The organism is Streptomyces sp. NPDC087844 (genome assembly GCF_044742785.1).
Taxonomy (GTDB): Bacteria; Actinomycetota; Actinomycetes; order Streptomycetales; family Streptomycetaceae; genus Streptomyces.
Genome location: NZ_JBIUVD010000044.1, coordinates 1 through 25,134, shown reverse-complemented (window position 1 = coordinate 25,134; position 25,134 = coordinate 1). Strand labels below are relative to the sequence as shown.

The window sequence follows — 25,134 nt, the reverse complement described above, 5'->3', positions numbered from 1 at the left end:
GAGTACTGGGTCACCAATCTTCGGCGGCCTGTCCGTTTCGCCGATGCCGTGGACGCTCTGCTGCAGGACGGGCACCGGATCTTCATCGAGGCCAGCCCCCACCCCGTCCTCACCCTCGGCATGGAGGAGACCTTCGAAGCCGCCGCCATCGCCGCCACCACCGTCCCCACGCTCCGTCGTGACCGGGGAGACCGTACGCAGCTCGCGCACGCGCTGGCGCAGGCGTTCACGGTGGGCGCGCGGGTCGACTGGACCGCGTGGCTGCCCTCCCGCCCCGTCCTCGACCTGCCCACCTACGCCTTCCAGCGACAGCGCTACTGGCTGTCGGACGTGGCACCGCCCCCGGACGTCGAAGCCGCGGCGCCGCCCGAGGAGCGGCGGTTCTGGACAGCGGTCGAGGGTGGGGATCTGGAGGCCCTGTCCGGAGAGCTGAGCCTTGCCGAGGACGACGGCGCGCGATCGGCGCTCGACACGCTCCTGCCCGTGCTCGCCGACTGGCGCCAACAGCGGCACGCGCGGTCGACCGTGGACTCGTGGCGTTACCACATCCTGTGGGAGCGACTTGGCGAACCGGCCGTGCAGGTCCCAGCGGACGGCGGGTCGTGGCTTCTGGTCGGGACTGCGGACACCCCCGCCGACTGGACGGACGTCTGCGCCGAGGTGCTGGGCTCGGGTGGAAAGCCGGTACGCCACATCCAGCTGAAATCCGGCACCGGCAGGGACGAACTGGCCACGCTGCTGCGGTCCCACGCCCAGGACGAGCCACCCGCCGGCGTGTTGTCACTGCTGGTGCTGGACGGCGGCGAGCCCTCGTACGGCGTGACACCTGGCCTGGGCGCGACGCTCACCCTGCTGCAAGCCCTGGTGGACAGCGGGATCGAGGCGCACCTGTGGTGCGCGAGCCGAGGGGCGGTGCGCGTCGACGACTCCGAGCCTCTGGACTCTCCCGCGCAGGCCCAACTCTGGGGGTTGGGCAGGGTGGCCGCCCTGGAACATCCGCAGCAGTGGGGCGGCTTGCTCGATCTCCCCACGAGCCCGCACGAGCTGGACCCCGCGTTGCTGCGGGCCGCTCTTGCCGGGGCCGACGGCGAGGATCAGTTGGCGCTGCGGGCGGGCGGTGGCTTCGTCCGCCGCCTCGAACCGGCCCCGGCGAACGAACCGGCCCCGGCGAACGGCACGGCTCCGGTGGACGGCAGTGGTATCCCGCCGGGTGCCGTTCTCATCACCGGCGGCACCGGCGGGCTCGTACCCCACCTCGCCCGGTGGCTGGCTCAGGGCGGCACGGAACGTGTCGTGCTGCTGGCCTCCGAGGGACAGGTCACGCCCGACATGGCGCGGCTGGGGGAGCAGCTGGCCGCTGACGGCGCCGAACTGTTCGTGGCGGCCTACGATCCGGCCGACCCGGCGGAGACCGGGGCCGGAGTCGAGGCGGTCGCCGAGCGGCTGTCGGCAGTGGGGGAGCGGATCGGTACGGTCGTCCACACCTCGGCCTCCGGCGCGCCGGCCCCGCTGGCGGAGCTGACCCCGGAGAAGCTGGCCGACGTCGTCCGCGCGGTACAGGGGGACGCGGCCCCGCGTCTGGCCGAGCTGTGTGCGACGGGTGAGGGGGAAACCCTCGTCGTCCATCTCACCTCCGTGGCCACAGCCTGGGGCAGCCGGGACCACGGCGCCCATGCCGCCGCCCAGGCGCATCTGGACGCGTTGGCGGCGCTGCGCCGGCCCGACGGCGGCCGGGCGGTCTCCGTCGCCTGGGGGCTGTGGGACCTGCCGGAGGGCCTCCGCGGGCAGGACATGCCGGCCGGGGCGCCGCTCGAACTCTCCCGACGTCAGGGCCTGACCCCGCTCGACCCCGGGCTCGCGCTGGCCGCGCTCCGCCAGGTTCTCCAGCGCGGTGAGCGGGACATGGCGATCGCGGACGTCGACTGGGACACCTTCTTTCCGCTGTTCACCCTGGCCCGGACGAGCAGGATGTTCGACCGGGTGCCCGCGGTACGGCGGGCCGCCGAGGCCGTCGGGGCCACCTCGGCGGGCGCCGATGGCGCGGGGGACGGAAACGACGACGTACGAGCCGCGCTGCGCCGGGACATGGCGACCCTGCCCGCCGCCGAGCGGGCGGACAGGCTGCTGGCGCTCGTACGCACCCATGTGGCGGCCGTGCTCCGTCACCGGTCGGCCGAGCGGGTGGGCCCGGACCGCCCGTTCAGGGAGCTGGGCTTCGACTCCATCGCGGCGGTCGACCTGAGGAACCGGCTGCGCACCGCCACCGGCGTCGCCCTGCCCGCCACGGCCGCCTTCGACCACCCCACGCCGAGCGCCCTGGCGAGCCACCTCCTGGACGAGCTGCGGCCCGGGGAGACCACGGCTCCCGCGCCGGCCGCCGCGCACCTCACCGGGCTGGAGACCGCGCTCGACGCGCTTGCCCCGGACGACCCCGGGCGCGCCGGCCTGGTCAACCGGTTGCGGGCGCTGCTGTGGAAGCACGAGGCACCGGCGGAGAAGGCCGAGGAGAGGACGGACGAGGAGGACGATCTGGCCGGGGCCACCACCGACCAGATGTTCGCGCTCCTGGACCGCGAACTCGGAGCTTGACGAGAACCGGCCGGGTGGAGGTGTGCAGGGCGGAGGTGCGGACAGAACCGAACCGGCCGACGTCCGTGCCGAGGACCGCGCGATCGTGCCGACCGCGCGGCGTCGGCGGATCCGCGGGGCGTCGCGTGCGGCGCGGACGCCCGGCCCGGACCGCAGACCGGCGCCGTACCGCTCAGTGCAGTTCTCGGGCCAGGCGGAGCAGGTCGTCGGCGACCGCTTCGGGGCGCTGGGCATGGAGGTCGTGGTCGGAGTCGAAGTACTCGCGCACCCGTGCGTGCGGCAGGTCCCGGGCTGCCGTGCAGACGGCTGAGCGGTTGCGCTCGACCAGCGCGCGGATGCTCGGGGGCCACCGCACGTTGTCCCGGGGGAAGGCGGCCATCAGCATGATGGGCATACGGAGGAGCGCCGGGAACCAGCGGGCCGGGGCGTCCTCCCAGAGGCTGTGCATTATCGCGGTCCGCTGCGCGGTCGACAGCCGCGGGGACAGCGACCCGTCCGGCTCGACCCGCAGGGAGAACAGCGACGCCTCGACGGCCTCCGCGGACCAGTCGGGGTGCAGCGTGCGCAGATAGTCGCGCATGCCGCCGAGGGTGGTTCCGCCCAAGGGCTGTCCGGAGACGGACAGCGTGGACTCCACCACCGCGGCGAAGGACTCCCAGGCCCCGTGGACCGCGGCAGGTTCGACCCAGCCCCCCTCGACCAGGACCAGCCCGGCGACCAGGTCGGGGTGCTCCGCTGCCAGCCGCAGCGCGATGTGCGCGCCCCACGAATGGCCGGCCACCACGGCGCCTTTGACGCCCAGCGCTCTGCAGACCGCCACCAGATCGGCGGCGGCCGTGGCGTTGTCGTAACCGGTGCCCGGCGCGTCGGACTCGCCGTGGCCGCGCATGTCGACGGCGTACGCCGGGTGCCCGGCGGCAGCCAGTCTGTTCGCGACCAGCTCCCAGGTGCGGGCGTTCGAGTCCAGGCCATGGACGAGCAGGAAGGGCGGCGACTGTGCTCCCTGCCAGTGCCGGACGTTCAGCTTGGCGTCCTCGCTCACAGCGACGGAGAGGTTCATCCGGCTGCCGGTTCAGGAGTCGGTCTTCGCGGCGGAGGGGGCGGTGGCCCGCCCCCGGTTCCGCGCGCGGTACTTGGCCGTCAGCCGTTCCAGTTCCGGTACCACCTCGTTGGGCGCCGGCTGCGCCCGCGCCTCGTCCCGGACGCGCTCCGCGCCGGCCCGGTAGGAGGGGTCCTCCAAGAGGCGTACGAGGCTCTCCCGGATCCTGGGGCCTGTCACGTCCTCCGCCGACTCGATGGACAGGCCGGTGCGGTGCTCCTCGAAGTACGCGCTCTTGGTGGTGACGTCCGGCGCCATGGAGCCGACCATGAGCTGGGGGATTCCATGGAGCACCGAGCCGTTGAAGGCCCCGGCCCCGCCGTGGTGGATCACCGCGGAACAGGAGGGGAGGATGGCGTGCACGGGGACGAACTCCACGATGCGGGTGGTCTCCGGGATCCGGGTGAGCTTCTCGCTGAAATTCGCCGGCAGGGTGATGACGAGTTCGATGTCCAGATCGCTCAGAGAGTCGAGTATCTCCTGCATCTGCTCGACGGTGATGACCTCCAGCACGGACCAGTCGTTCATCGAGACACCGAAGGTCATCAGGACCCGCGGGGCCTGCGGATCACGGCGGAGCCACTTCGGGACGACAGCCGTGCCGTTGTAGGGGACGTAGCGCATCGACACATAGTCGATATCGGTTTCCAGCCGCAGGGACGCCGGGAGCTGCTCGATGGTGAACTGACCGTTTGTCATTTCCTCGGAGAACGCGGAACCGTACTTCTCGGCCCATTCCCCGAGCCATTCCTCCAGCGCGTCCTCACGCTTCTCCGGCGGCTGCTGCGCCTTCGCCCGGAGATAGTGTTCCCGCATCCGGCCGTAGACGTCCTGGGAGAACAGGAGCCGGGCATGCGCGGCCCCGGTCACCGCCGCGGCGAGACGGCCGGAATAGGTGATCGGGTCCGAGATGACCAGATCGGGTTTCCACCAGTAGCAGAAGTCCACGAGTTCGTCGAAGAGCGAGTCGTTGAGGATCTTCTCCTTCGGTACCCGCATCCGGCGGTACAGCCAGGTGAGGAACTCCCAGGTGAGTTCCTCCTCCCGGTTCTCCCCCAGATCGGGCATGCGGGAGCCCTCCGCCACCCACTGCTGCGGGGTGATGAGCTCGCCCTCCTCCATGGCCCGCACCGTCTTCTGTACGACCGTCTCCTCCGAGCCGACCGGGACGGCCGTCAGCCCCGCCCCGGTGATGGCGTCCACCAGCTCCGGCGCGCCCGCCACACGTACCTCGTGGCCCGCGGTGCGCAGGGCCCAGGCGAGGGGCACGCTGTTGAAGAACGGCGTGCGCTGAGCGAAGGAGGCGAACAGGACGCGCATGGGGTTTCCCTTCGAGGTGGGTGAGGTCCCGCGGGCGGCACTGGCCGCGCCCGGTGGTGGAGGGGGAGTTCGACCACCGGGCGCGGCTCGGCGGTGGAGGACGGTGCCTCACCACCGGGCGGGCGCGCCGCCGTCAGCCGGCCGGCTTCTCGGCGGTCGCGAGAACGTAGCCACGCGTCGCGAGTCGTGACGCGGTGAGTTTCAGATGCACCTTGATGCCGCTGCGGTGCTTGAAGGACGTGAAACGGGGGTCGCCGAGCAGCGTGGCGCACCGCTCACGCACGAACGCAGCGTTCGGTTCCAGGACCTTGTCGGTGACGTCCCGGACCTCGACGTCGACGAAGCGGGCCTGCTGGAGGCGCTCCGCGTAGACCCGGCGCGGATACCAGTTCGCGTCCGGGATGACCCGCTTGCGGCGCCAGTCGTCGAGACGCGCGGTCACACCGCCCCCGCCGGGCAGGGGGACCTCGCGCGGTACGGGGTCGGTCGTGGTGAGGGTGCCGCCGGGGCGCAGTACCCGGAAGGCCTCCTCGAAGAACGTCTGACGGGTGTGGAAATGCACCGAGGCCTCCAGTGCCACGACCCGGTCGAACGATCCGTCCTCGAACGGCAGTGAGGTCGCGGACGCCTGGCGCAGCTCGATCACCTTGTCCAGTTCCAGCTCCGTGACGTGTTCCCGTGCGACGCGGATCTGGCTGGGCGTGATGTTGAGGCCGACGATGCGCTCCGGCTTCCTGGTGCGCGCCCAGTGGATGGCCGGTCCGCCGTATCCGAAGCCGGCGTCCAGGACGCGGTCGCCCTCGGTGATCCCGGCCCGTTCGCCTACCTCCTCGGCCATCGCCTCGCAGGCCGCGTCCTGGTCGGAGCAGCCCGGGGCCCAGTAGCCGTAGTTGCCGTGCAGGCTCTCGTAGCCGAGCAGCTCGGTGTAGTAGTCCGTGCCGCGCATGCGGTCGATGATCTCGTAGAAGGAGCGCACCCTGGCCTCGGGCGACTTCTTGGATTCCTTGAGTTGCCTGTTGTCCATCGTCAACCGCCCGGTCTCGTGGCTTCGGTGGGTGCGCCGCTGTCATCGGCTCGCTCCCCGAGTACGAGGGGGAGCCGGGTGAGCTGGCGGGTGAGCGGGTGGGGCTTCCAGGGGAGCTGGTCCGGCGGGACGGCCAGGGCCAGTCGGGGATGCCGGGTGAAGAGGGCGGTGAGGGCGATCTCGGCCTCCTGGTTGGCGAGTGTGGCGCCCAGGCAGTAGTGGGGTCCGCGGGAGTAGGCGAGGTGCGGAGTCGCGGACGTGTGCGGGGTGCGGGTGATGTCGAGGGTGTCGGGGCGGGCGTAGTGATCGGGGTCGCGGTTGGCGGAACTGAGCACTGCCTGGACGCGGTCGCCCCGGTGGATGAGGGCCTTGCCGAGGGTGACGTCCTCGGTGGCGTAGCGGAGCTGCGCGGCGGTGGCGGGCCCGTGGAGCCGGAGGAGTTCCTGGACGGCGCCGGGCATCAGGGCCGGGTTGTCGCGCAGGAGGGCGAGCTGCTCGGGGTGGGAGAGGAGCGCGGCCGTGCCGTTGCCGATGAGGTGTGCGGTGGTCTCGTGTCCGGCGACCATCAGGGTGAGGACCATGGTGATCAGCTCGGTGTCGGTGAGACGGTCGCTGTCCTCGTCGTGGGCGTGGATGAGTGCGGTGGTCAGATCGTCCGACGACCCGCCCTGATGCTCTTCGATCAGGTCGAGCATGTGCGCGCTCATCTCGGTCAGCATCGCGTTCAGCACTCTGGGGTCGGTGCTGGTGCAGTCGCGGCTCCAGACGTGCCACTGCGGCCTGTCGTGTTCGGGCACCCCCAGAAGCTCGCAGATGATGGTGACGGGCAGGGGGTGGGCGAAGTGCTCGATCAGGTCGACCGTGCCGTCCACCGCGTGGCCCGGCAGCTCGTCGACCAGCCGGCCGGTCACCGTCCGCACCCGGGGCCGCAGCGCCGCGATCCGCCGCGCGGAGAAGGCCCGGGTGACCAGCCGGCGCAGCCGTGTGTGGTCCGGCGGGTCGAGATGTACGAGATTGCCCGCCAGATATGGTGCGAGGTCCTCCGAGACCCCGAGCGTCACCAGCATCTCCAGGTACCAGTCGGAACCGCCCGCGAGGGACCGGGTGTTCATCGCGAAACGAGGGTCGGTGACCACCGCCGACACCTCGTCGTAACGGGTGACGATCCAGACCGGGCTGCCTCCGTAGGGGTCCTCGACCAGCACGGGGTCGTCGAGTGGAAATCCGCGGACTGTGTGGCCGATGGTCATCCAGGGCCTCCTTGTCGCCTTCGCCGCCCCGGAGCGGGTCTAAGGGCTGTCCCGTAATGCCCGGCGGGCGCACGACGACAGCTACGGCACCTCGCGGCGTTGCCGGATCACCCGAATACACCCGGTATGCGGGTGACCCGGCGCCTTGCGATGCACCGCATCTGACGCCGCGCGCTGATCCACCGGGCATTACGGGACAGCCCTTAGCCGTTTCCGCCGTCCTCGATGAGCGCTCCGTTGATGTATCCGGCCAGCTCGGACGGAGTGGGGTGTTCGATGATCGCGACGAGCGGGATCTCGATGTTGGTGAGCGACATGAGATTCCGGGTCAGTTCGAGCGCTTTGAGGGAGGTGATCCCCTGCTCCAGGAAGTTGCTGTCGTCGTCGATGGTGGTGTGGTCGAGGATGTCGGCAGCCTGCGAACGCACCACCTCGCGCAGGATCCTCTCGCGCTCCTCGGCTCCGGCCGCGGCGATCCTCTCCTGGAGTTCGCTGCTGTCCAGAACGGTCTGGCCGCTGTTCCCGGTCACTTCCGGCTGCTGCATAGCACCCTGTCCTGTCCTTTTGACGGCGCTGAATTGATGATCCGTACGCGTGCTCCCCATCGTGGGAGACAGCTCTAAAGGCGTGCCAAACGGCCCCCCAGGGCTTTAGCGAAGCATTACCGGGCCGACGGACCATCGAAGGAGCCGGGGTGTGCGAATGAGCCTTCACGGCCAGACGGATCACCGAGTGTTGAGGAGTAAATCCATGACGTCCCCTTCGGCCGTGCCGCCGACCGCCCATCAGATGGCCGACTTCTACGACGCGCTGGGCCCGCTGCTGCGGATGTCATGGAGCGACAACTTCCATCTCGGTTATTGGGAGGGGCCGGGGGACGGGAGTTCGCCGCAGGAGGCGACGGATCGGTTCACGGATCTGTTGGTGTCGCGGTTGGGGGTGGGGGCGGGTGATGTGGTGTTGGACGCGGGGTGCGGGATCGGGAGTCCGGCGTTGCGGTTGGCGTCCTTGACGGGGGCGCGGGTGGTGGGGATCACGATCAGCCGGCAGCAGGTGGAGCAGGCGCGGGAGTTGGCGCGGGAGGCGGGGATGGCGGAGCGGGTGGAGTTCCGGTACGCGGATGCGATGGACACGCCGTTCGAGGCGGAGTCCTTCGACGCGGTGCTGGCCTTCGAGTCGATCGTGCACATGGAGCGTCCCACCGCGCTGCGGGAGATGGCCCGTGTCCTCAAGCCCGGCGGACGCCTCGTCCTCACCGATGTCTTCCAGCCGCAGCCGCAGGAGGAAGAGGCCACCGACGCGGGACCCTTCGACCCCGCCTTCGCCACCATCCGTGAGGAGGACAGCCCGGACATGACCTCGTTCGTGCGGCTGGACGACTGGCCGGGCCTGGTCTCCGACGCCGGGCTGGTGCTCGACGAACTGACCGATGTCACCAGGAACGTCGAGCAGACGTTCGCCCGGATGCTGGACGGATTCCTCGACCATCGGCGGGAGTTCGAGAGCCGGTACGGGGTGCGGCTGGAGCAGGTGCTCGACTCGGCCAAGCTGTCCGCGCAGCCCAACCCGGCCTCCGTCGGCTGTCTGGTCATGGCCGCGACCAAGCCCTGACCCCGTCGAGGCCGCGTCCGGCGGGTACGCCTCCCTACGGGGAGGCCCACCCGCCGGACGCGCGTTCCACGAGCCCGTGCGACGTCGTCAGCCGGGCTTCCCGAGGCTCAGCGGGAGGCGGGTGAGCCGTCGGAGGGGCTGGGTCACCCAGGAGAGTTGCCCGGCCGGGACGGCGAGGGCGAGGTCGGGAAAGCGGGTGAGGAGCCCGGTGAGGGCGATCTCGGTTTCCTGGTCGGCGAGGGCGGCGCCGAGGCAGCGGTGGGGTCCGTGCGAGTAGCCGAGGTGGGGCGCGGGGCGCGGGTCGCGGCCGATGTCGAAGCGGCCCGGCCAGGGGCAGCGCCGGGGGTCGAGACCGGCGGCGTCGAGGTCGGCCTGGACCCGGTCTCCCCGGCGGATGAGGGTGTCACCAAGGACGACGTCCTCGGCGGCATGGCGGAGCTGCGCCGTGGTCGCGGGGCTGTGGAGTCGCAGGAGTTCCTGGACGGCGCCGGGCATCAGCGTCAGGTCGTCGCGCAGCAGCGCCAGTTGACCGGGGTGGGTGAGGAGCGCGGCGGCGCCGTTGGCGATGAGATGGGCGGTCGTCTCGTGCCCTGCGACCATGAGAGTGAGGACCACGGTGACCAGCTCGGTGTCGGTGAGGCGGTCGCCGTCCTTGTCCCGCGCCCGGACGAGCGCGGTGACCAGATCGTCCCCCGGCTCGGTCCTGCGCCGGGCGGCCAGCTCCCGTACGGCCGCGCCGTACTCCGCCAGCGCGGTGTTCACGGTCCGGGGACTGCCGCCCGTGCAGTCCCCGATCCAGGCGCGCCACAGGGGCCGGTCCAGTTCGGGGACGCCCAGCAGTTCGCACAGGACGGTGAACGGCAGCGGCAGCGCGAAGTGCTCGACGAGGTCGACCGTGCCGTCCACGGCGTGCCCAGGCAGGGCGTCGAGCAACTCGTCCGCGATGTCCCGCACGCGGGGGCGCAGCTTCACGACGCGCTCGGCGGACAGGGCTCGGGAAACCAGCAGGCGCAGCCGTGTGTGGTCGGGCGGGTCGAGGTGCAGCAGGCCGCCGGCGAGATAGGGCGCGAGGTCCTTCTCGATACCGACCTTGACCAGCAGATCCGCGTGGGCGTCACCGCCGGCGCCGGGCAGCGACGCCGTGTTGGCGACGAAGCGGGGGTCGCCGAGCACTGCCCTCACCTCGTCATAACGCGTCACGATCCACGCCGTGCCACCGTCCCAGAGACGCTGCCGGGCGGGCGGCCCCGTCCTTCCGGCGCTCACCGCGTCGGCGGTCACGGCGCGGTTTCCAGCCTGACCGGCAGCTCCTGGAGCTGCCGGGTGACGGGCAACGGCTTCCACCGCAACGAGTCCATCGGGCAGGCCAGCCGAAGGTCCGGGTACCGGGCGAAGAGCCGGGCGAAGGCGACCTCGGTCTCCTGGTTCGCCAGTCCGGCGCCCAGGCAGTAGTGCGCGCCGCGCGAGTAGGCCAGATGGGGAGCGCGGTCCGCCTCCGGATTGCGCGTGATGTCGAGTTCGCCCGGCCGGGGGAAGCGCCGCGGATCGTGGTTGGCGGCGCCGGGCACCACCTGGACCTGGTCGCCCTGCCGGATGAGCGTGCCCGCGACGGTGACGTCCTCCGTGGCGTAGCGCAACTTCGCCACGATGGCGGGACCGCACCAGCGCAGCAGTTCCTGGACCGCTCCCGGCAGCAGACCGGGGTCGGCGCGCAGCAGCGCGAGCTGGTCCGGGTGGGTCAGCAGGGCCAGGGCCCCGTTGCCGATCAGCGCGGGCGTCGTCTCGTTGGCCGCGACCATCAGAGTCAGGACCATGGTGACCAGCTCGGTGTCGGTGAGGCGGTCGCTGTCCTCGTCGTGGGCCCGGATGAGACCGGTGATCAGATCGTCGGCCGGTTCGGTCTGGCGCCGCTCGGCCAGGTCGTGGATGTAGGCGCTGATCTCCGTGAGCATGGTGTTGAGACGGTGCGCGTCCATGCTGGTGTAGTCGAGACTCCACGCGCGCCAGGTGTCCAGGTCCTCGCCGGGCACGCCCACCATCTCGCAGATGACCGTGATCGGCAGGGGAGAGGCGAAGTGCTCGACGAGGTCGACCACGCCGTCCTCCGCGTGGCCCGGCAGGGCGTCGAGCAGCCCGTCGACGATGGCCTCCACCCGGGACCGCAGCGCCGACACGCGCCGGGCGGAGAAGGCCCGGAGCACGAGTTTGCGCAGCCGTGTGTGGTCCGGCGGGTCCGTGTAGACGAGGCTGCCCGCGAGGTAGGGGATCAGTTTCTCGGAGACGCCCATCTTGGCCATCACCTCGGCGTACACATCGGTACCGCCCGGCAGTGACTGGGAGTTGGTGGCGAAACGCCGGTCCATGAGGACGGCGCTCACGTCGTCGTACCGCGTGATGAACCACGTGGGGCTGCCGTTCCACAGGCCCCGCGCGACCGCGGTCTCCTCCCGGACCCGGCCGAACCCTCCGTACGGGTCCTCCATCAGCTCGTAGGCGCTGAGAAGAGGGCGGTACGACATGTCCTCGACAGCCATCGAGGTCCTCCTTCCTGTCCTTGCCGCTCGGTGTGACCTGTCGTCAGCCGTCCGCCGGGGATTCCTGCGGGGCGGAGCTGTCCAGCCAGTAGTGCCGCCGCTGGAAGGCGTAGGTCGGCAGTGGGACGGCGCGGGGACGGGGGACGCCGTCGAAGAGAGCGGCCCAGTCCACGGCGGTGCCGCCGCCGGTGTGCAGTCGGGCCAGGGCGTGCAGCAGCGCCCGTACCTCCGGCCGGCCGCCGCCGAGCACCGGCAGCGGTACGGGGCCCGTCCCCTCGGCGGTCCCCGGACTCTCCCGGCGGGGGCCGAGATACAACGAGAACCCGCTCTCCGTGTCGACCTCCCCGGCCGGTGCCCGGTCCGCCGGCCGGCCGAGCCAGTGGCCGGCGGTGGCGATGTCCCCGCCCGACGCAGGCCTGGGGCTCAGGACCGGGATGCGGGGCCGCTGGTAGGTCAGTTCCGTCACCGTGTCGCGCACCCGGTCCGGTACGGGGCCGTCCTCCGGCAGCGCCGCCCGCGCGGCCACCAGCCGGCAGGCGTCGGACAGCCCGAGAACCCCGGCGACATGAGCGGCCGAGACCTCCCCCACGCCTTCACCGGCCACGGCACCGGGCCGGACTCCCGCCGACGCCAGCAACCGGGCCAGCGCGATGTGCAGCGCGCAGAGCGCGGCCCCGGCGTAGACGGGCTCGTCGGGCCACTCCGTGGTGTCGGCGAACGCCACCTTTCGCACGGGGTGCTCCAGTTCGGCCTCGAACTCCGCGCACACCTCGTCGAAGGCGGCGGCGAACACCGGGAACCGGTCGTACAGCGCGGCCCCGCTCCCCGGACTCGGTCCGTCCCCGTCGCCGAACAGGAACACCGGCTTGCCGGCGTCCGGTGCCTCGCCGTCCGGCCCGTCGGCGGCGACGGCGCACGGGTGGCTCCCGCGCGCGGCCAGCGCGTTCAGCCCCGCGAGCAGCTCGCCGGAATCCTCACCCACGACCACCGCCCGGTGCTCGAACACGGAGCGCGTCGTGGCCAGTGACCACCCGATGTCCTCGGGCGGGACGGCGGGGCCGGACACCAGCCGTCCGGCCAGCGCCGCGGCCTGCGCCCGCAGGGCCTCAGCACTGCGCGCGGACAGCGCCCAGGCGATGGTCCCGCCCTCGCGCAGGGGTTCGCGGTGCTCCGGCGCCGCTGCGGTCTCACCGCCGGGCGCTTCCTCCACGACGACGTGGGCGTTCGTACCGGAGATCCCGAACGCCGACACCCCCGCGCGGCGTGGACGCCGCTCCCGGGGCCAGGCGACGGACTCGGTCACCAGGCGCACACCGCCGGACTTCCAGAGCACCAGGGGGGTCGGCCGGTCGATGTTCAAGGTGGGCGGCAGCGTCTCGTGCCGCATCGCCATCACCATCTTGATCACACCGGCCACTCCGGCGGCGGCCTGGGTGTGCCCGATGTTCGGCTTGATCGAGCCCAGCCACAGCGGTCTGCCCTCCGGACGGTCCTTCCCGTAGGTGCTCAACACGGCCTGCGCCTCGATGGCGTCCCCGATGGCGGTGCCGGTGCCGTGCGCCTCCACCGCGTCGACGTCGGCCTGGGTCAGCCGGGCGTCCTGAAGGGCCTCCTGGAAGAGCCGCTGGCGGCCCGGGCCGCTCGGCGCGGCCATCCCCGTACTGGCCCCGTCCTGGTTGACGGCCGTGCCGCGGATGAGGCCCAGCACCCGGCGGCCGTGGCGGCGGGCGTCGGAGAGCCGCTCCAGCAGCAGCAGCCCCGCGCCCTCGCCCCACACCATGCCGTCGGAGGACGCGGCGAAGGGCTTGCACCGCCCGTCCGGGGCGAGCTGGCGCTGGTGCGCGGACAGCAGGAAGGTGTTGGGGGCGTACATCACGGCGGCCCCTCCGGCCAGCGCGAGCCCGCACTCGCCGCGCCGCAGCGCCCGCGAGGCGAGGTGCATCGCCGTCAGTGACGAGGAGCACGCCGTGTCGAGCGACACGGCGGCGCCCGTCAGCCCGAGGGTGTACGCCACGCGCCCGGAGGCGACGCCGGCGGCGTTGCCGTTGCCCAGATAGTCCATGAGGGCTTCCGGGATGTGCTGCAGCCGGGCCGCGTAGTCGTGGTAGGAGACCCCCGCGTACACCCCGGTGTCGCTGCCGCGCAGGGTGTGCGGATCGATCCCGGCGCTCTCCACCGACTCCCAGGCGCACTCCAGCAGCAGCCGCTGCTGCGGCTCGACCGCCAGCGCCTCCTCGGGGCTCATCCCGAAGAACCCGGCGTCGAAGTCGCCTGCGTCGTGCAGGAAGCCGCCCTCGCGGACGTAGGAGGTGCCCTTGTGCTCAGGGTCGGGGTGGTAGAGCCGCTGCACGTCCCAGCCGCGGTCGCCGGGGAAGCCGGAAACGGCGTCCCGTCCGTCCGCGACCAGCTCCCACAGCTCGTCGGGCGAGCGGACACCACCGGGGAACCGGCAGGCCATGCCGACGATCGCGATGGGCTCGTGGCCGCCGTCCTCGGCCTCCCGGAGCCGCCGCCGGGCGCGGTGCAGCTCGGCGGCGGTCCATTTCAGATAGTCGACGAGCTTGCCCTCGTCCGTCATGGGAGACGCGGCTTCAGGTTCACCAGGTCCATCTCCTCCGGAGTCAGCGGTGGCTCCGTGAGATCCGGGCGCATCCGGTCCCGGTGCATCAGGGCCATGAAGGCGCTGGAGCCCAGCTCCGCCTGCGGGGCGGTCATGCTCATCACGTCGGTCACCATGTCGCACACCTCGGGCGAGCGGATCGACCGCCCGGCGACGAGGTCGGCGAAGTTCTGCCGCGCCGTCGCCCCGCCCGTCAGCCGGGGGTCCTTGGCCCGGTTGCGGCAGTTGACGAACGCGATGTCCTTGGACGCGGCCATGATCCACGGGTCGTCCACCCCGGCACTGATCGCCCGCTGCGTCCGGTGCGCCGCTCCGGGCCCGAAGGGCTCGCCCAGCGCCTCGTCCAGCGCGGCGGCGCCGCGGGCCGCCGCGCTCATCCCGTGGCCGTAGATCGGGTTGAAGACGGCGAGCGAGTCCCCGAGGACGAGCAGCCCGTCCGGCCACCGCTCCAGCCGCTCCGGATACAGCCGCCGGTTGATGCCCAGATGCGAGGCGGACACCGGGGTCAGCGGCTCCACCTGGCCGATGAGATCGGCGACCAGCGGATCGCGCAGCGTGTGCGCGTACGGCAGGAAGTCCTCCTCGCGGGTGGGCAGTTCACCGCCACGTGTGCAGGAGAGGGTGACCATCCACCGGCCGTCCTCCTGCGGGTACACCACCCCGAAGCGGCCCGGCTCGCGGACGCGGTGGTCGGCGGCGACGTTGACGGCGGGGAACAGTGTGGTGGCGCCCTCCGGCGCGCGGTACAACCTGCTGGAGTACGCCATGCCGACGTCGACGACATCCTCCTCGACGGGGGGCAGACCCAGCGCTGTCAGCCAGCGCCGCAGCCGGGAACCGCGCCCCGCGCAGTCCACGATCAGGTCCGCCTCCAACAGCTCCTGTGCGCCGCTGTCCACGTCACGCACCCGCACACCGGTCACGCGGCGGGCGTCGCCGGTCAGCTCAACGGCCTCGGTGCGCTGCCGCACGGTGATCCTGTCGTCGGCCAGGATCCGGCTGCGCACGATCCAGTCGAGCAGCGGCCGGGTGCACATCAGGCCGTACTGCCGCGGCGGGAAACGATGCTGCCAGCCGTGTGACGTCAGCGTCACCAGATCCTCGTGGAAGCGGAGCTTGCGCGCGCCGGCGGCCAGCAGCCGGTCGGAGGTGCCCGGCAGCAGGTCCTCGACGATGCGGGCGCCGCCCGACCACAGGATGTGGCCGTGGCGGGCCTGCGGGGTGCCCCTGCGGTGGAGCGGTTCGTCGGGCAGCGCGTCGCGCTCCACCACGGTGACGCTCTCCAGATGGCGGGCCAGCACATGGGCCGCCAACATCCCGGCCCAGCTGCCGCCGAGCACGATTCCATGTACGGGTCCAGTCACGATCGGTCCTCCAGGACACAGATGATGGCCAGCGCCTCTTGAGCGGGCCTTCTAAACGGGCTCTGCCTCTTCCCGGGCCAGGTCTCCCATCCGGGTCAGGGCCTCGGTGACGGCCATGAACTGGGCCACCCCCGTCGGCTGGGGCCCCTCACCCACCTGGGTGTCGGTGACACCCCAGAACGCCTGGACGTGATGGCTCAGCCCGTCCTCGCCGACCTCCATGACGCCGATGATGCGGAAGCTCAGCTTCGTCGGGATGTACACGGTGACGGTGGTCGGGACGACCACCCACCGGCCGTCCATGGAGGTGACCGGTCGGCCCGGTTCCTCGTGCACGTCGCACTTCATGGACCAGGCGATACGCCGCCGCAGGTCTTCCTTGCCCTCCAGCGCGGGGGTGCCCACCGGGTCCTCGAAGCGCACGTCGTCGGAGAAGAGTTCGAGGACCTTGTCGACGTCACGGTCGTTCATGCGCCGTGCGTACTCCAGGGCCAGGTTCTTTCTGGTCGCCTCATCGGGCATGGCTCTCCAATGCGGTTCGTGAGGGGCCTTCAGTCCGCGGTCTCCACGTCGGAGCGGCCCCAGAAGGTCTTCAGATCCTGGATGAGCCCGTCCGATCCGGTCCGGATCATCCGGACGTACTCGAACCGGAGCCGGGTGCCCGCCGGGTCGTCCGGGGCCTTGAGCCAGCCGCGCTCCGCGAACCCCGGCCCCTTGGGCAGGTAGTCCATGACGGCGCTGACCGGGATCAGCGCGTGTACACCGTCCTGACCGGCGACCGGCTCACCGGGGACCTCGCTCAGCCGTGAGGCGAGGCTCTGCTCGAAGTGGGAGCGCAGCGCACCCCGTCCGCTCTGCGGGCCGGAGCCGACGGGATCCTCGAAGACGACCTCCTCGTCGTACAGCTCCAGGAGCTTGTCGAGGTCTCCGGCGTTCAAGCGCTCGCTGTGCTCCAGCAGGAGCTTCTTCCGTCTGCGTTCGTCAATCAACTGCTGCCTCCAAGGGCTGATCCGGTCCGCCGCTCCTGCGGCCGAGGTCCCGGTCGATGAGCTCGAAGATCTCGTCGGCCGTGGCGTTGCCGATCCGTTCGGTCAGTTCGTCCGCCGGCTCCGCCCCGTCCGCCGGCCCGCCCCCGGGCAGCCGGTTCAGGCGGGTGAGCGTCGCCTTGAGGCGTTGCGTCAGCGCCCGCGCGGCCTCCCTGTCCCGGGCGAGGCGGAGCAGGGCGCCCTCCAGCGCGTCCAGGTCGCCGAGCGCCGAGGCCACGGTGTCCGGCCCGCGCGGGGCCAGCTCGGCGCACAGGAACGCGGCCAGCGCGGTGGCGTTGGGATGGTCGAAGACCACCGTGGCCGGCAACTGGATGCCGGCCGCGCCCGCCAGTCTGTTGCGCAGCTCCAGCGCGGTGAGCGAGTCGAAGCCGATGTCGAGGAAGCCGCGCTCGACCGGGATACGGCCCGGGTCGGAGCGGCCCAGCACGGTCGCGGCGTGCGTCAGGACGAGATCGAGCGCCGCCGTGCGCCGCTCCTCGGGCGACAGCGCGGCCAGCCGGCGGCCCCAGTCCTCGGACGGGCGCCCGGCGGCCGAGGGCCGCGAGCGCGCTGCACCGGCCCCGGCCCCGGCGATACCGCGCAGGGGCGCGGGCAGCGCGGCGCCCTGCACCGCGCGCGGGTCCGGGGCGGTGGCCACGAGTTGGTGGCCGCGGTGCTGGAGGGCGGCATCGAACAGGGCCAGCGCCTGATCCGCGCTCAGCGCGGTGACGCCCGTGCCGTCCGGTCCGTCCTCGTCGGCCCTGGGGCCCCATGCCAGCGACAGGGCGGACAGCCCGGCGGCGCGGCGGTCGGCGGCCAGCGCGTCGCACAGGGCGTGCGCCACGGCCCGCTCCGCGTCCTCCTCGCCGCCCAGCAGGGCGGCGGCGGAGGAGAGGACGACGAACGCGTCGAGCGGCATGGCGCTGGTGGCGCGGTGCAGGGCGAGCGCGGTGGTCCAGCTCTCCCGACCAGGCCACGCGGCGGCCGGGTGCACGACCGCGGTCAGCGGGTGCGCGGGGTCGATCCCGCCGATGAGCCGGGTGAGGGCGGCCGGGTCACCGGGGTCGATGACCGCGGTCGTTACCTCGGTGCCCGGAGCGGACACCCGCTCCAGATCCGCGGCGTGCGGGGCCGCCACCAGCAGCCGCCGCACGCCCCGGGAGCGGATCAGATGCCGGGCCAGCTCGGCGGCCCCGGGCCCGCTCCCGGCGGTCAGGAGCACGGTGCCCCGGTGGGCGGGGGCCATCGGCGGGGCACCCTCGGGGGCGGTCCGAGACAGCCGGGGGACCATAGGGCGGCCCGCACGGACGGCCACCTGCGGCTCCCCGGTGCCGAGGGCGTGCCGTACGGCCCTGAACGCGTCGTCGTCCGAGTCCTCCACGTCGACCAGCACGAAATGGCCGGGGTGCCGCGTCTGCGCCACGCGCCCGAGTCCCCAGGCGGCAGCGGCGGCGAAGCTCGTACCGCCGGGCCCGGCGCCCCGGGTGAGCAGCACCAGACGGGCCCCGTCCAGCCGCGGGTCGCCAGGCCAGGCGTCCAGCAGCGCGGTGAGCGGGGCGACGGTGCCGAGGACGTTCTCGGCGGCCCTCTCACCGTCCGGTGGGCAGACGGCGATGACGACGGAGGGTACGGGGCCGCCCGCGTCGATCGCCGCGGTGAGCGCGTCCCGGTCCGTGTAGGCCGGCGTGTCCGAGCCGGTCACCGTGCCGCCGAGCACCGCCCAGCCGTCGGCGCCCGCCGGCGGCAGCGCCGTACCGGCCGCCTCAGACGGCGCGGGCAGCCACTCCACGGTGAACAGGCCCGGCTCGGCGCGCCGTTCCGCCGCCCGGAGCAGCTCAGCGTCGACGGGGCGCAGCGTCACCGACTCGGCCGTCAGGACCGGCACCCCGACGGCGTCCGCCACGACGACCCGCACCGCCCGCTCGCCGTTCCCGGTGGGCGGCAGCGGCGTCAGCCGTACGCGGACGGTGGTCGCGTCACCGGCCCACAGAGTGACCCCGCTCCAAACCCCGGCGGCCGACGGGCCCCCGGCCTCGCCGGGTGCGCCGCCTGCCGTACCGTCCAGCAGCGCGGGGTGCAGGGCCGCGTCCAGCAGCGCCGGGTGGATACCGAACGCGCCCGGCTGCCCGCCGCCCGTCCCGGGCAGCTCCACCTCGGCCATCAGGTCAGGCCCGGCGCGCCACAGCGTGCGCAGACCGCGGAAGACGGGCCCGAACGTCTGCCCCGCCGCCGCGGCGGCCTCGTAGAGCGCGTCGACGTCCACCGGCTCGGCTCCGGCAGGCGGCCATACGCCCGCCAACTCGTCGGCCCGCACGTCGGCGCCGGGACCGAGCGTCCCTGACGCGTGGCACACCCATCCGGCGTCCTCGGCCCGGTCCAGGCCCTCGTCGTGGTCGGGCCGGGAGTGGATCCGGACCGCGCGGCGCCCGTCCTCGGTGGGAGCGTCGACCGCCACCTGGATCCGTACGCCCCCGGACGGCGGCAGCGCCAGCGGAGCTGAGCACTCCAGTTCCTCGACGGCCGCGCAGCCGGTCTCGTCGGCGGCCCGCAGGGCGCACTCCAGCAGCGCGGCCTCCGGCACGAGTTCGGTGTCCGCGAGATGGTGGCCGGCCAGCCACGGGTGGGTGCGCCGCGACAGCCTGCCGGACAGCACGACCTCGCGGCAGGGCAGCCCCAGCGCGGCCGGGAGCAGCGCGTGCCCCACCGGCCTGAGCCCCGCGGCGCTCACGTCACCTGCGCCGCCGGCCGTCGCCAGCCAGTACCGCTCCCGCTGGAAGGCGTACGTGGGCAGCTGGACCGGGCGCCGCTCCCGGTCCGCCGGGAACCAGCTCGCCCAGTCGACGGGGGCCCCGGCGACGAATGCCTGGGCGAGCGACCGCGCGAAGCGCTCCCGGCCGCCCTGGTCCCTGCGGAGCGTGGGAACGGTGGTCGCCGCCACACCCTCCCGCTCGAAGGTCTCCTGCATGCCGACGGCGAGTGCCGGATGCGGACTGGCCTCGACGAACAGCCGGTAGCCGTCCTCCAGCAAGGCCGTGACGGTGTCGGCGAACCGTACGCGTTCGCGCAGATTGGTCACCCAGTAGCCGGTGCCGAGCCGCGCGGTGTCGATACGGGACGCGCTGACGGTGGAGTAGAACGCCACCGGTGTGTCGATGGGGCGTACGCCCGCGAGGATCTCGTGCAACTCGCCGGTGATCCGGTCGACCTGCGGGCCGTGTGAGGCGTAGTCGACGTCGATGAGCCGGGCCCGCAGACCTTCGGCCTCCGCCTCGGCGACGATGGCGGCGACCTGCTGGGGCGGCCCGGAGACCACGGTGGAGGACGGACCGTTGACGGCCGCCACCGTGACTTCGGCACCCTGCCGCTCCAGGAGTTCCTCGGCCGCCTCCCGGGAGACGCTCAAGGAGGCCATGGCGCCGTCACCGGCCAGTCGGCGCAGCGCCCGGCTGCGCAGCGCGACGACCTTGGCCCCGTCCTCCAGCGAGAGCGCCCCGGCCACGCAGGCGGCGGCGATCTCACCTTGGCTGTGCCCCACCACGGCGGCCGGAACGATGCCGTGCGACGCCCAGACGGCGGCGAGGGAGATCATGGTGGCCCACAGCACGGGCTGCACCACGTCCACCCGGTCCAGTCCCGCGCCCTCGCCGCGCAGCACCTCGGTCAGCGACCAGTCCACGTAAGGGGACAGAGCCCGCTCGCACTCGGCGATCCGCTCGGCGAACACGGGAGAGGAGGCGAGGAGTTCGGCGCCCATGCCGGCCCACTGCGAGCCCTGTCCCGGGAATACCAGCACGGGCCCGGTGTCGTGCTCCGCGGCGACGCCCTCGGTCACCGCCGGGTGCGACCGGCCTTGGGCCAGGGCCCGCAGCCCGGCCATCGTCTCCGCGGGGTCCTCCGCGACCAGCACCGCGCGGTGCTCGAACGCGGACCGTGCGGTGGCCAGCGACCACGCCACGTCACCGTGCGCGGCGGCGGAGTCCGCCAGCTGCCCGGCCAGTGCGGCGGCCTGCCCGCGCAGCGCCTCTGCGCCGCGAGCCGACACCACCCAGGGCATCACCCCGACCGTGCGACCGCCCTCGGACGGCTCCGGCGGCCCGGAGGGCCCGGGGTCGCCGGGCGCCTCCTCCAGGATCAGATGGGCGTTCGTCCCCGAGACACCGAAGGAGGACACCCCGGCCCTGCGCGGACGGCCGTTCCCCTCCCACGGCGCCGCCCGGTCCAGCAGCCGTACGTGTCCGCTCTCCCAGTCCACGTGCGGGCTGGGCTCATCGATGTGCAGCGACGCCGGAAGGCTCCCGTGGCGCAGCGCCATCACCATCTTGATCACACCCGCCACGCCCGCCGCCGCCTGGGTGTGTCCTATGTTGGATTTGACGGAGCCGAGCCACAACGGCCGCTCCCGGGGCCGGTCCTGGCCGTAGGTGGCGAGCAGCGCCTGTGCCTCGATCGGGTCGCCCAGGGTGGTGCCGGTCCCATGGGCCTCGACCGCGTCGACCTCGCGCGGCGACAGCCGGGCGGCGGCCAGGGCCTGCCGGATGACGCGCTCCTGGGAGGGGCCGTTGGGCGCGGTCAGTCCGTTGCTGGCGCCGTCCTGGTTGACGGCCGAGCCGCGGATCACCGCGAGGATCCGGTGCCCGTTCGCGCGGGCGTCGGACAGCCGCTCCAGCAGCACCGTACCGACGCCCTCGGAGAAGCCGGTGCCGTCGGCCGCCCCGGCGAACGACTTGCACCTGCCGTCGGCGGCCAGCCCGCGCTGGCGGCTGAACTCGGCGAACATGCCCGGCGTGGCCATCACGGTCACCCCGCCCGCCAGTGCGAGGGAGCACTCCTCCTGACGGAGCGCCTGGCACGCCAGATGGATCGCCACCAGCGACGACGAGCACGCGGTGTCGACCGTCAGAGCCGGCCCTTCCAGACCGAAGGTGTACGCGAGCCGGCCCGACAGCACGCTGCCGCTGTTCCCTGTGGCCACGTGCCCGGCCACATCGTCCGCGGCCCTGCCGACGAGCGAGAGATAGTCCTGCGACGACATCCCGGCGAACACACCCGTCGTGGAGCCGGCGAGCGCCTCGCGGCCGAGGCCCGCGTGCTCGAAGGTCTCCCAGGCGCACTCCAGCAGCAGTCGCTGCTGTGGGTCCATCGCCACGGCCTCGCGCGGGCTGATCCCGAAGAACTCGGCGTCGAACAGCGGCGCGTCGTGGAGGAAACCGCCCTGGTCCGTCGCGCTGGTGCCCGGCCGCTCCGGCTCGGACAGCTCCTCCAGCGGCCAGTCGCGGTCGCCGGGGAAGGAAGACATGGCGTCCACGCCGTCGGCGACCAGCCGCCACAGGTCCTCCGGGCCGTTCACCTCGCCCGGCAGCCTGCAGCCCATCCCGATGATGGCGACCGGTTCCCGCGCACGGTCCTCCAGCTCGCCGATCCTGCGGCGGGCCTGGCGCAGATCGGCGGTGGCGCGCTTGAGATAGCTGCGGAGTTTGTCGTCGTTCACCATGGCGTGTCAGTCCCGTTCGGACGGGACGTCGTGGTCGCCCGGATGCCCGCGCCCGCTCAGTTCGCCGTCGAGCAGGTCGAACAGCTCGTCGTCGGTGGCCGACTCCAGGCGGTCGTCGTCGGGCGCCGGTGCCGTCCCGCCTTCCCCGGGCACCGTGACGCCACGCAGCAGCTCCTCCAAGCGCGCGACGACCTGCTCCTGTTCGCTCCCGGACAGCGCCGTGACGGCGTCCGCGATACGGTCCAGATCGGCGAGCACGGCCTCGCCCGGTGCCGGCCGCCCCGGATCGCCGTCGTCCCCGGCACGGTCGATGCGCTCGCCGAGCAGATCGGCGAGCGCTGTGGGCGTGGGACGGTCGAACACGAGCGTCGCGGGCAGCCGGAGCCCGGTGGCCGCGCTGATCCGGTTGCGCAGTTCCACGGCGGTCAGGGAGTCGAAGCCCAGCTCCCGGAAGTTCCTCGACGCCGGGACGGACGACGGCGACCCGTGCCCCAGGACCACCGCGGCCTGACCCCGTACGAGGTCGAGCAGCGCGCGGTGCCGGTCCGCGCCGGAGAGCCGGGCGAGTGTCCGGGACAGGGCGGGCCCGCCCGCTCCGCGGCCCCGCTGCGCCGTCCCGCGCAGCAGATGCCGAAAAATCACCGGGATCTCCCCGGAGTCGGCGCGGCGGCGCATGCCTGGCAGGTCCAGCCGTACGGGCACCAGCAGCGGATCGCCCCGGCCGAGCGCCGTGTCGAGGAGGGTGAGGGCCAGCTCGGTGGTCAGCCCCAGGTCACCGGCGCGGACGTTGCGGGCGCGGTCGGACTCGCCGAACTCACCCGACATCCCGGAGTGCTGGTCCCAGAAGCCCCAGGCCAGCGAGGTCGCGGGCAGACCCGAGGCGTGCCGGTGCAGGGCCAGCGCGTCGAGGAACGCGTTGCCCGCTGCGTAACTCCCCTGCCCCGCGCCGCCCGCCAGGCCCGTCACGGAGGAGAACAGCACCAGCGTGGACAGGTCCAGCTCCCGGGTCAGCTCGTGCAGCAGCCACGCGGAGGCCGCTTTGGCCCGCAGCACGTCGTCGTACTGCTCGGCGGTGGCCGACTGGATCGTGGAGTCCCGCACCACCGCAGCCGTGTGGACGACGGCTGTGAGCGGATGCCCGTCGGGCACGGATGCCAGCAGCCCGACCAGCTCGCCCCGCTCGCTCGTGTCGCAGGCGACGACGGACACCTCGGCGCCGAGAGCGGTGAGTTCGGCGGTCAGCCCGGCGGCGCCCGGAGCGTCGGGACCTCTCCGGCTCGCCAGCAGCAGACGCCGCACACCGTGGCGCGCGACCAGATGGCGGGCGACCACGGACCCGAGGGCGCCGGTGCCACCGGTGATGAGTACCGTTCCTGCGGGGTCGAGCGGCGCGGGAGCGGGGAGGCCGGCGGGCACGTCGTGGACGAGCCGGGGGATGTACGGCACACCCTCGCGCAACGCCTGCTGCGGCTCGCCCTGGACCACCGCGGCGGGAACGGCCGCGTACGACGTGTCACTTCCGTCGAGGTCGAGCAGGACGAACTGCCCGGGGTGCTCCGACTGGGCGCTGCGCACCAGCCCCCACAGCGCGGAAGCGGTCAGATCGCCGATGTCCTCGCCCTCGTGCGCGGCGACCGCGCGGCGGGTGACGACAGCCAGCGTGGCCGTGGTCTCCGGCTCCGCGAGCCACTCCTGGAGCAGAGCCAGGGCCGCCCGGCCGGCGGTGCGCAGCCGCTCACCGGGGTCGGACACGGGGTTGGTGCCGCTGTCCGTACCAGCGGTGGTGCCGTCGTGGGACGGCACCACGGACAGCGGCGCCAGCACGGTGTCGGGCGCCGGGACTCCGGCGGCGACGGCCGTGCGCAGGGCGGCGACGTCGGGATAGCACGCGACGTCGGGCAGCGCGGCGAGCAGGTCGGCGGCCATCGGATCCGACACGGGAGCGACGACGGCCAGCCGCTGGGGCGGAAGGGAGCCGGGCGGCGGGAGCTGCTGCCAGGCCAGCCGGAACAGTGTGTTCCGGTTCGCCGTACGTCCTGGGCCGAGCCTCTCGGACGGCAGCGGACGGAGCGTCAGATCCTCCAGGGTGAGGACGGGGGCCCCCGCTTCGGCGTAGGCGGTCAGACCGAGCCGGTCGGGAGCTGTCAGCCGGATGCGTACCCGAAGCGCCCCGGCCCCGGGGGACAGCAACCGCAGCCCGCTCCAGGAGAACGGCATCCGCACCGTGTCCGTGTCGTCGCCCGCGAGCGCTGCGTCCAGTGCGCGGGCCTGGAGGACGGCGTCGAGCAGCACGGGGTGGACGCCGTACGCGTCGGCGTTCGCGCGCTCGCCGTCCGGCAGGACCACCTCGGCGTAGAGGTCGTCGTCGAGCTTCCAGGCGGCGGCGAGCGCCTGGAAGGACGAGCCGTAGCTGGAGCCGTGGTCGGCGAGGTCCTCGTAGAGATGCTCGGTCGCCAGGGGGGTGGCACCGGGGGGAGGCCAGGTGCCGTCCAGCGGAACGGTCCCAGGGCTGTTCGCCACTTCGGACGCGGGCGCGAGGACACCGGAGGCGTGTTGCGTCCACGGGTCGTCGTCCGGGCCGCCGTCTTCGCCCGGATCGCGCGCCGGGCGGGAGTGGATGGTGAGCGTACGCCGTCCGTCGTCGTCGGGTGCCACGACGGAGATCTGGAGGTCGACGGCGCCTTCGTCGGGAACGGTGAGCGGATCGTGCACCACCAGCTCCGCCACATGGTCGCTGCCCACCCGCGCCGCCGCGTGCAGGGCCAGCTCGGCGAAGGCCGTCCCGGGAAGCAGCACCGTGCCGAGGACGCGGTGCTCGGCCAGCCAGCGGGTCTTGGCCGACAACCGGCCGGTGAGCAGGTGCGCATCCTGTCCCGCGAGCGGAGTGGCGGCGCCGAGCAGCGGATGTCCCGCGGCGGCGAGTCCTAGACTCGACGGGTCGTTGGACACCGGGTCGCGCTCGTCGAGCCAGTAGCGCTGGTGCTGGAAGGCGTAGGTGGGCAGGTCGAGGGCGGGGCGGGAGGGCAGCCACGCGGTCCAGTCGACCCGGGCCCCGGCCGTGAACGCCTGCGCCAGCGCGTGGGCGAGCTGCGTACGCGATCCCCGGTCACGACGGAGCGTGGGAACGGTGGTGGCCTCGACGGCGGCGGCCTCGAAGGTCTCCTCCATACCGAGAGTGAGGACGGGGTGCGGACTGGCCTCGATGAA

Annotated in this window: 15 protein-coding genes; 2 read left to right on the top strand and 13 right to left on the bottom strand. The window is 72.9% G+C overall.

Annotation, left to right across the window (positions count from 1 at the left end; translation table 11 throughout):
• The coding region (locus ACIOKD_RS41315; protein ID WP_402093608.1) for a KR domain-containing protein at positions 1-2,589 on the top strand (2,589 nt) is incomplete at its 5' end.
• 172 nt (positions 2,590-2,761) lie between these two features.
• Here ACIOKD_RS41315 and ACIOKD_RS41310 read toward each other — a convergent pair.
• The 5 genes from ACIOKD_RS41310 to ACIOKD_RS41290 form a co-directional block, all read right to left on the bottom strand.
• A complete protein-coding gene (locus ACIOKD_RS41310) occupies positions 2,762-3,649 on the bottom strand; it encodes an alpha/beta fold hydrolase (RefSeq protein WP_402093607.1) in 888 nt (295 codons plus the stop codon).
• Between the two features lie 12 nt (positions 3,650-3,661).
• Positions 3,662-5,008, bottom strand: coding sequence for an activator-dependent family glycosyltransferase (locus ACIOKD_RS41305; RefSeq protein WP_402093606.1), 1,347 nt, complete (start codon positions 5,006-5,008; stop codon positions 3,662-3,664).
• A gap of 133 nt (positions 5,009-5,141) precedes the next feature.
• On the bottom strand, positions 5,142-6,032 hold the full coding sequence (locus tag ACIOKD_RS41300; protein WP_402093605.1) for an SAM-dependent methyltransferase: 891 nt from the start codon (positions 6,030-6,032) through the stop codon (positions 5,142-5,144).
• 2 nt (positions 6,033-6,034) lie between these two features.
• The gene (locus ACIOKD_RS41295; protein ID WP_402093604.1) at positions 6,035-7,282 is read right to left on the bottom strand and encodes a cytochrome P450; all 1,248 of its coding nucleotides are present in this window, start codon (positions 7,280-7,282) and stop codon (positions 6,035-6,037) included.
• A 203-nt stretch (positions 7,283-7,485) separates the two neighbouring features.
• Entirely contained in the window at positions 7,486-7,827 is a 342-nt protein-coding gene (locus ACIOKD_RS41290; protein WP_402093603.1) for an acyl carrier protein, read from the bottom strand.
• Positions 7,828-8,032: 205 nt separating this feature from the next.
• Between ACIOKD_RS41290 and ACIOKD_RS41285 the strand changes: the two genes are divergently transcribed.
• Positions 8,033-8,893, top strand: coding sequence for an SAM-dependent methyltransferase (locus ACIOKD_RS41285; protein WP_402093602.1), 861 nt, complete (start codon positions 8,033-8,035; stop codon positions 8,891-8,893).
• A gap of 87 nt (positions 8,894-8,980) precedes the next feature.
• Here the strand turns inward: ACIOKD_RS41285 and ACIOKD_RS41280 are convergent, their stop codons facing one another.
• The 8 genes from ACIOKD_RS41280 to ACIOKD_RS41245 form a co-directional block, all read right to left on the bottom strand.
• Complete coding sequence (locus ACIOKD_RS41280) at positions 8,981-10,174, bottom strand: cytochrome P450 (RefSeq protein ID WP_402093600.1); 1,194 nt, start codon at positions 10,172-10,174, stop codon at positions 8,981-8,983.
• On the bottom strand, positions 10,171-11,427 hold the full coding sequence (locus ACIOKD_RS41275; RefSeq protein WP_402093598.1) for a cytochrome P450: 1,257 nt from the start codon (positions 11,425-11,427) through the stop codon (positions 10,171-10,173). Before ACIOKD_RS41275 ends, ACIOKD_RS41280 begins: the two co-directional genes overlap by 4 nt.
• 43 nt (positions 11,428-11,470) lie before the next feature.
• Complete coding sequence (locus ACIOKD_RS41270; protein ID WP_402093596.1) at positions 11,471-14,005, bottom strand: type I polyketide synthase; 2,535 nt, start codon at positions 14,003-14,005, stop codon at positions 11,471-11,473.
• Complete coding sequence (locus ACIOKD_RS41265) at positions 14,002-15,411, bottom strand: NAD(P)/FAD-dependent oxidoreductase (RefSeq protein WP_402093595.1); 1,410 nt, start codon at positions 15,409-15,411, stop codon at positions 14,002-14,004. Before ACIOKD_RS41265 ends, ACIOKD_RS41270 begins: the two co-directional genes overlap by 4 nt.
• Before the next feature lie 51 nt (positions 15,412-15,462).
• Positions 15,463-15,933 carry a nuclear transport factor 2 family protein gene (locus tag ACIOKD_RS41260; RefSeq protein WP_402093593.1) on the bottom strand — a complete coding sequence of 157 codons (471 nt, stop codon included), beginning with the start codon at positions 15,931-15,933 and terminating at the stop codon, positions 15,463-15,465.
• Positions 15,934-15,962: 29 nt separating this feature from the next.
• Entirely contained in the window at positions 15,963-16,400 is a 438-nt protein-coding gene (locus ACIOKD_RS41255) for a nuclear transport factor 2 family protein (protein ID WP_402093592.1), read from the bottom strand.
• On the bottom strand, positions 16,393-21,924 hold the full coding sequence (locus ACIOKD_RS41250) for an acyltransferase domain-containing protein (RefSeq protein ID WP_402093609.1): 5,532 nt from the start codon (positions 21,922-21,924) through the stop codon (positions 16,393-16,395). The genes ACIOKD_RS41255 and ACIOKD_RS41250 overlap by 8 nt, the downstream gene beginning before the upstream one ends.
• A gap of 9 nt (positions 21,925-21,933) precedes the next feature.
• The coding region (locus ACIOKD_RS41245) for an SDR family NAD(P)-dependent oxidoreductase (RefSeq protein ID WP_402093590.1) at positions 21,934-25,134 on the bottom strand (3,201 nt) is incomplete at its 5' end.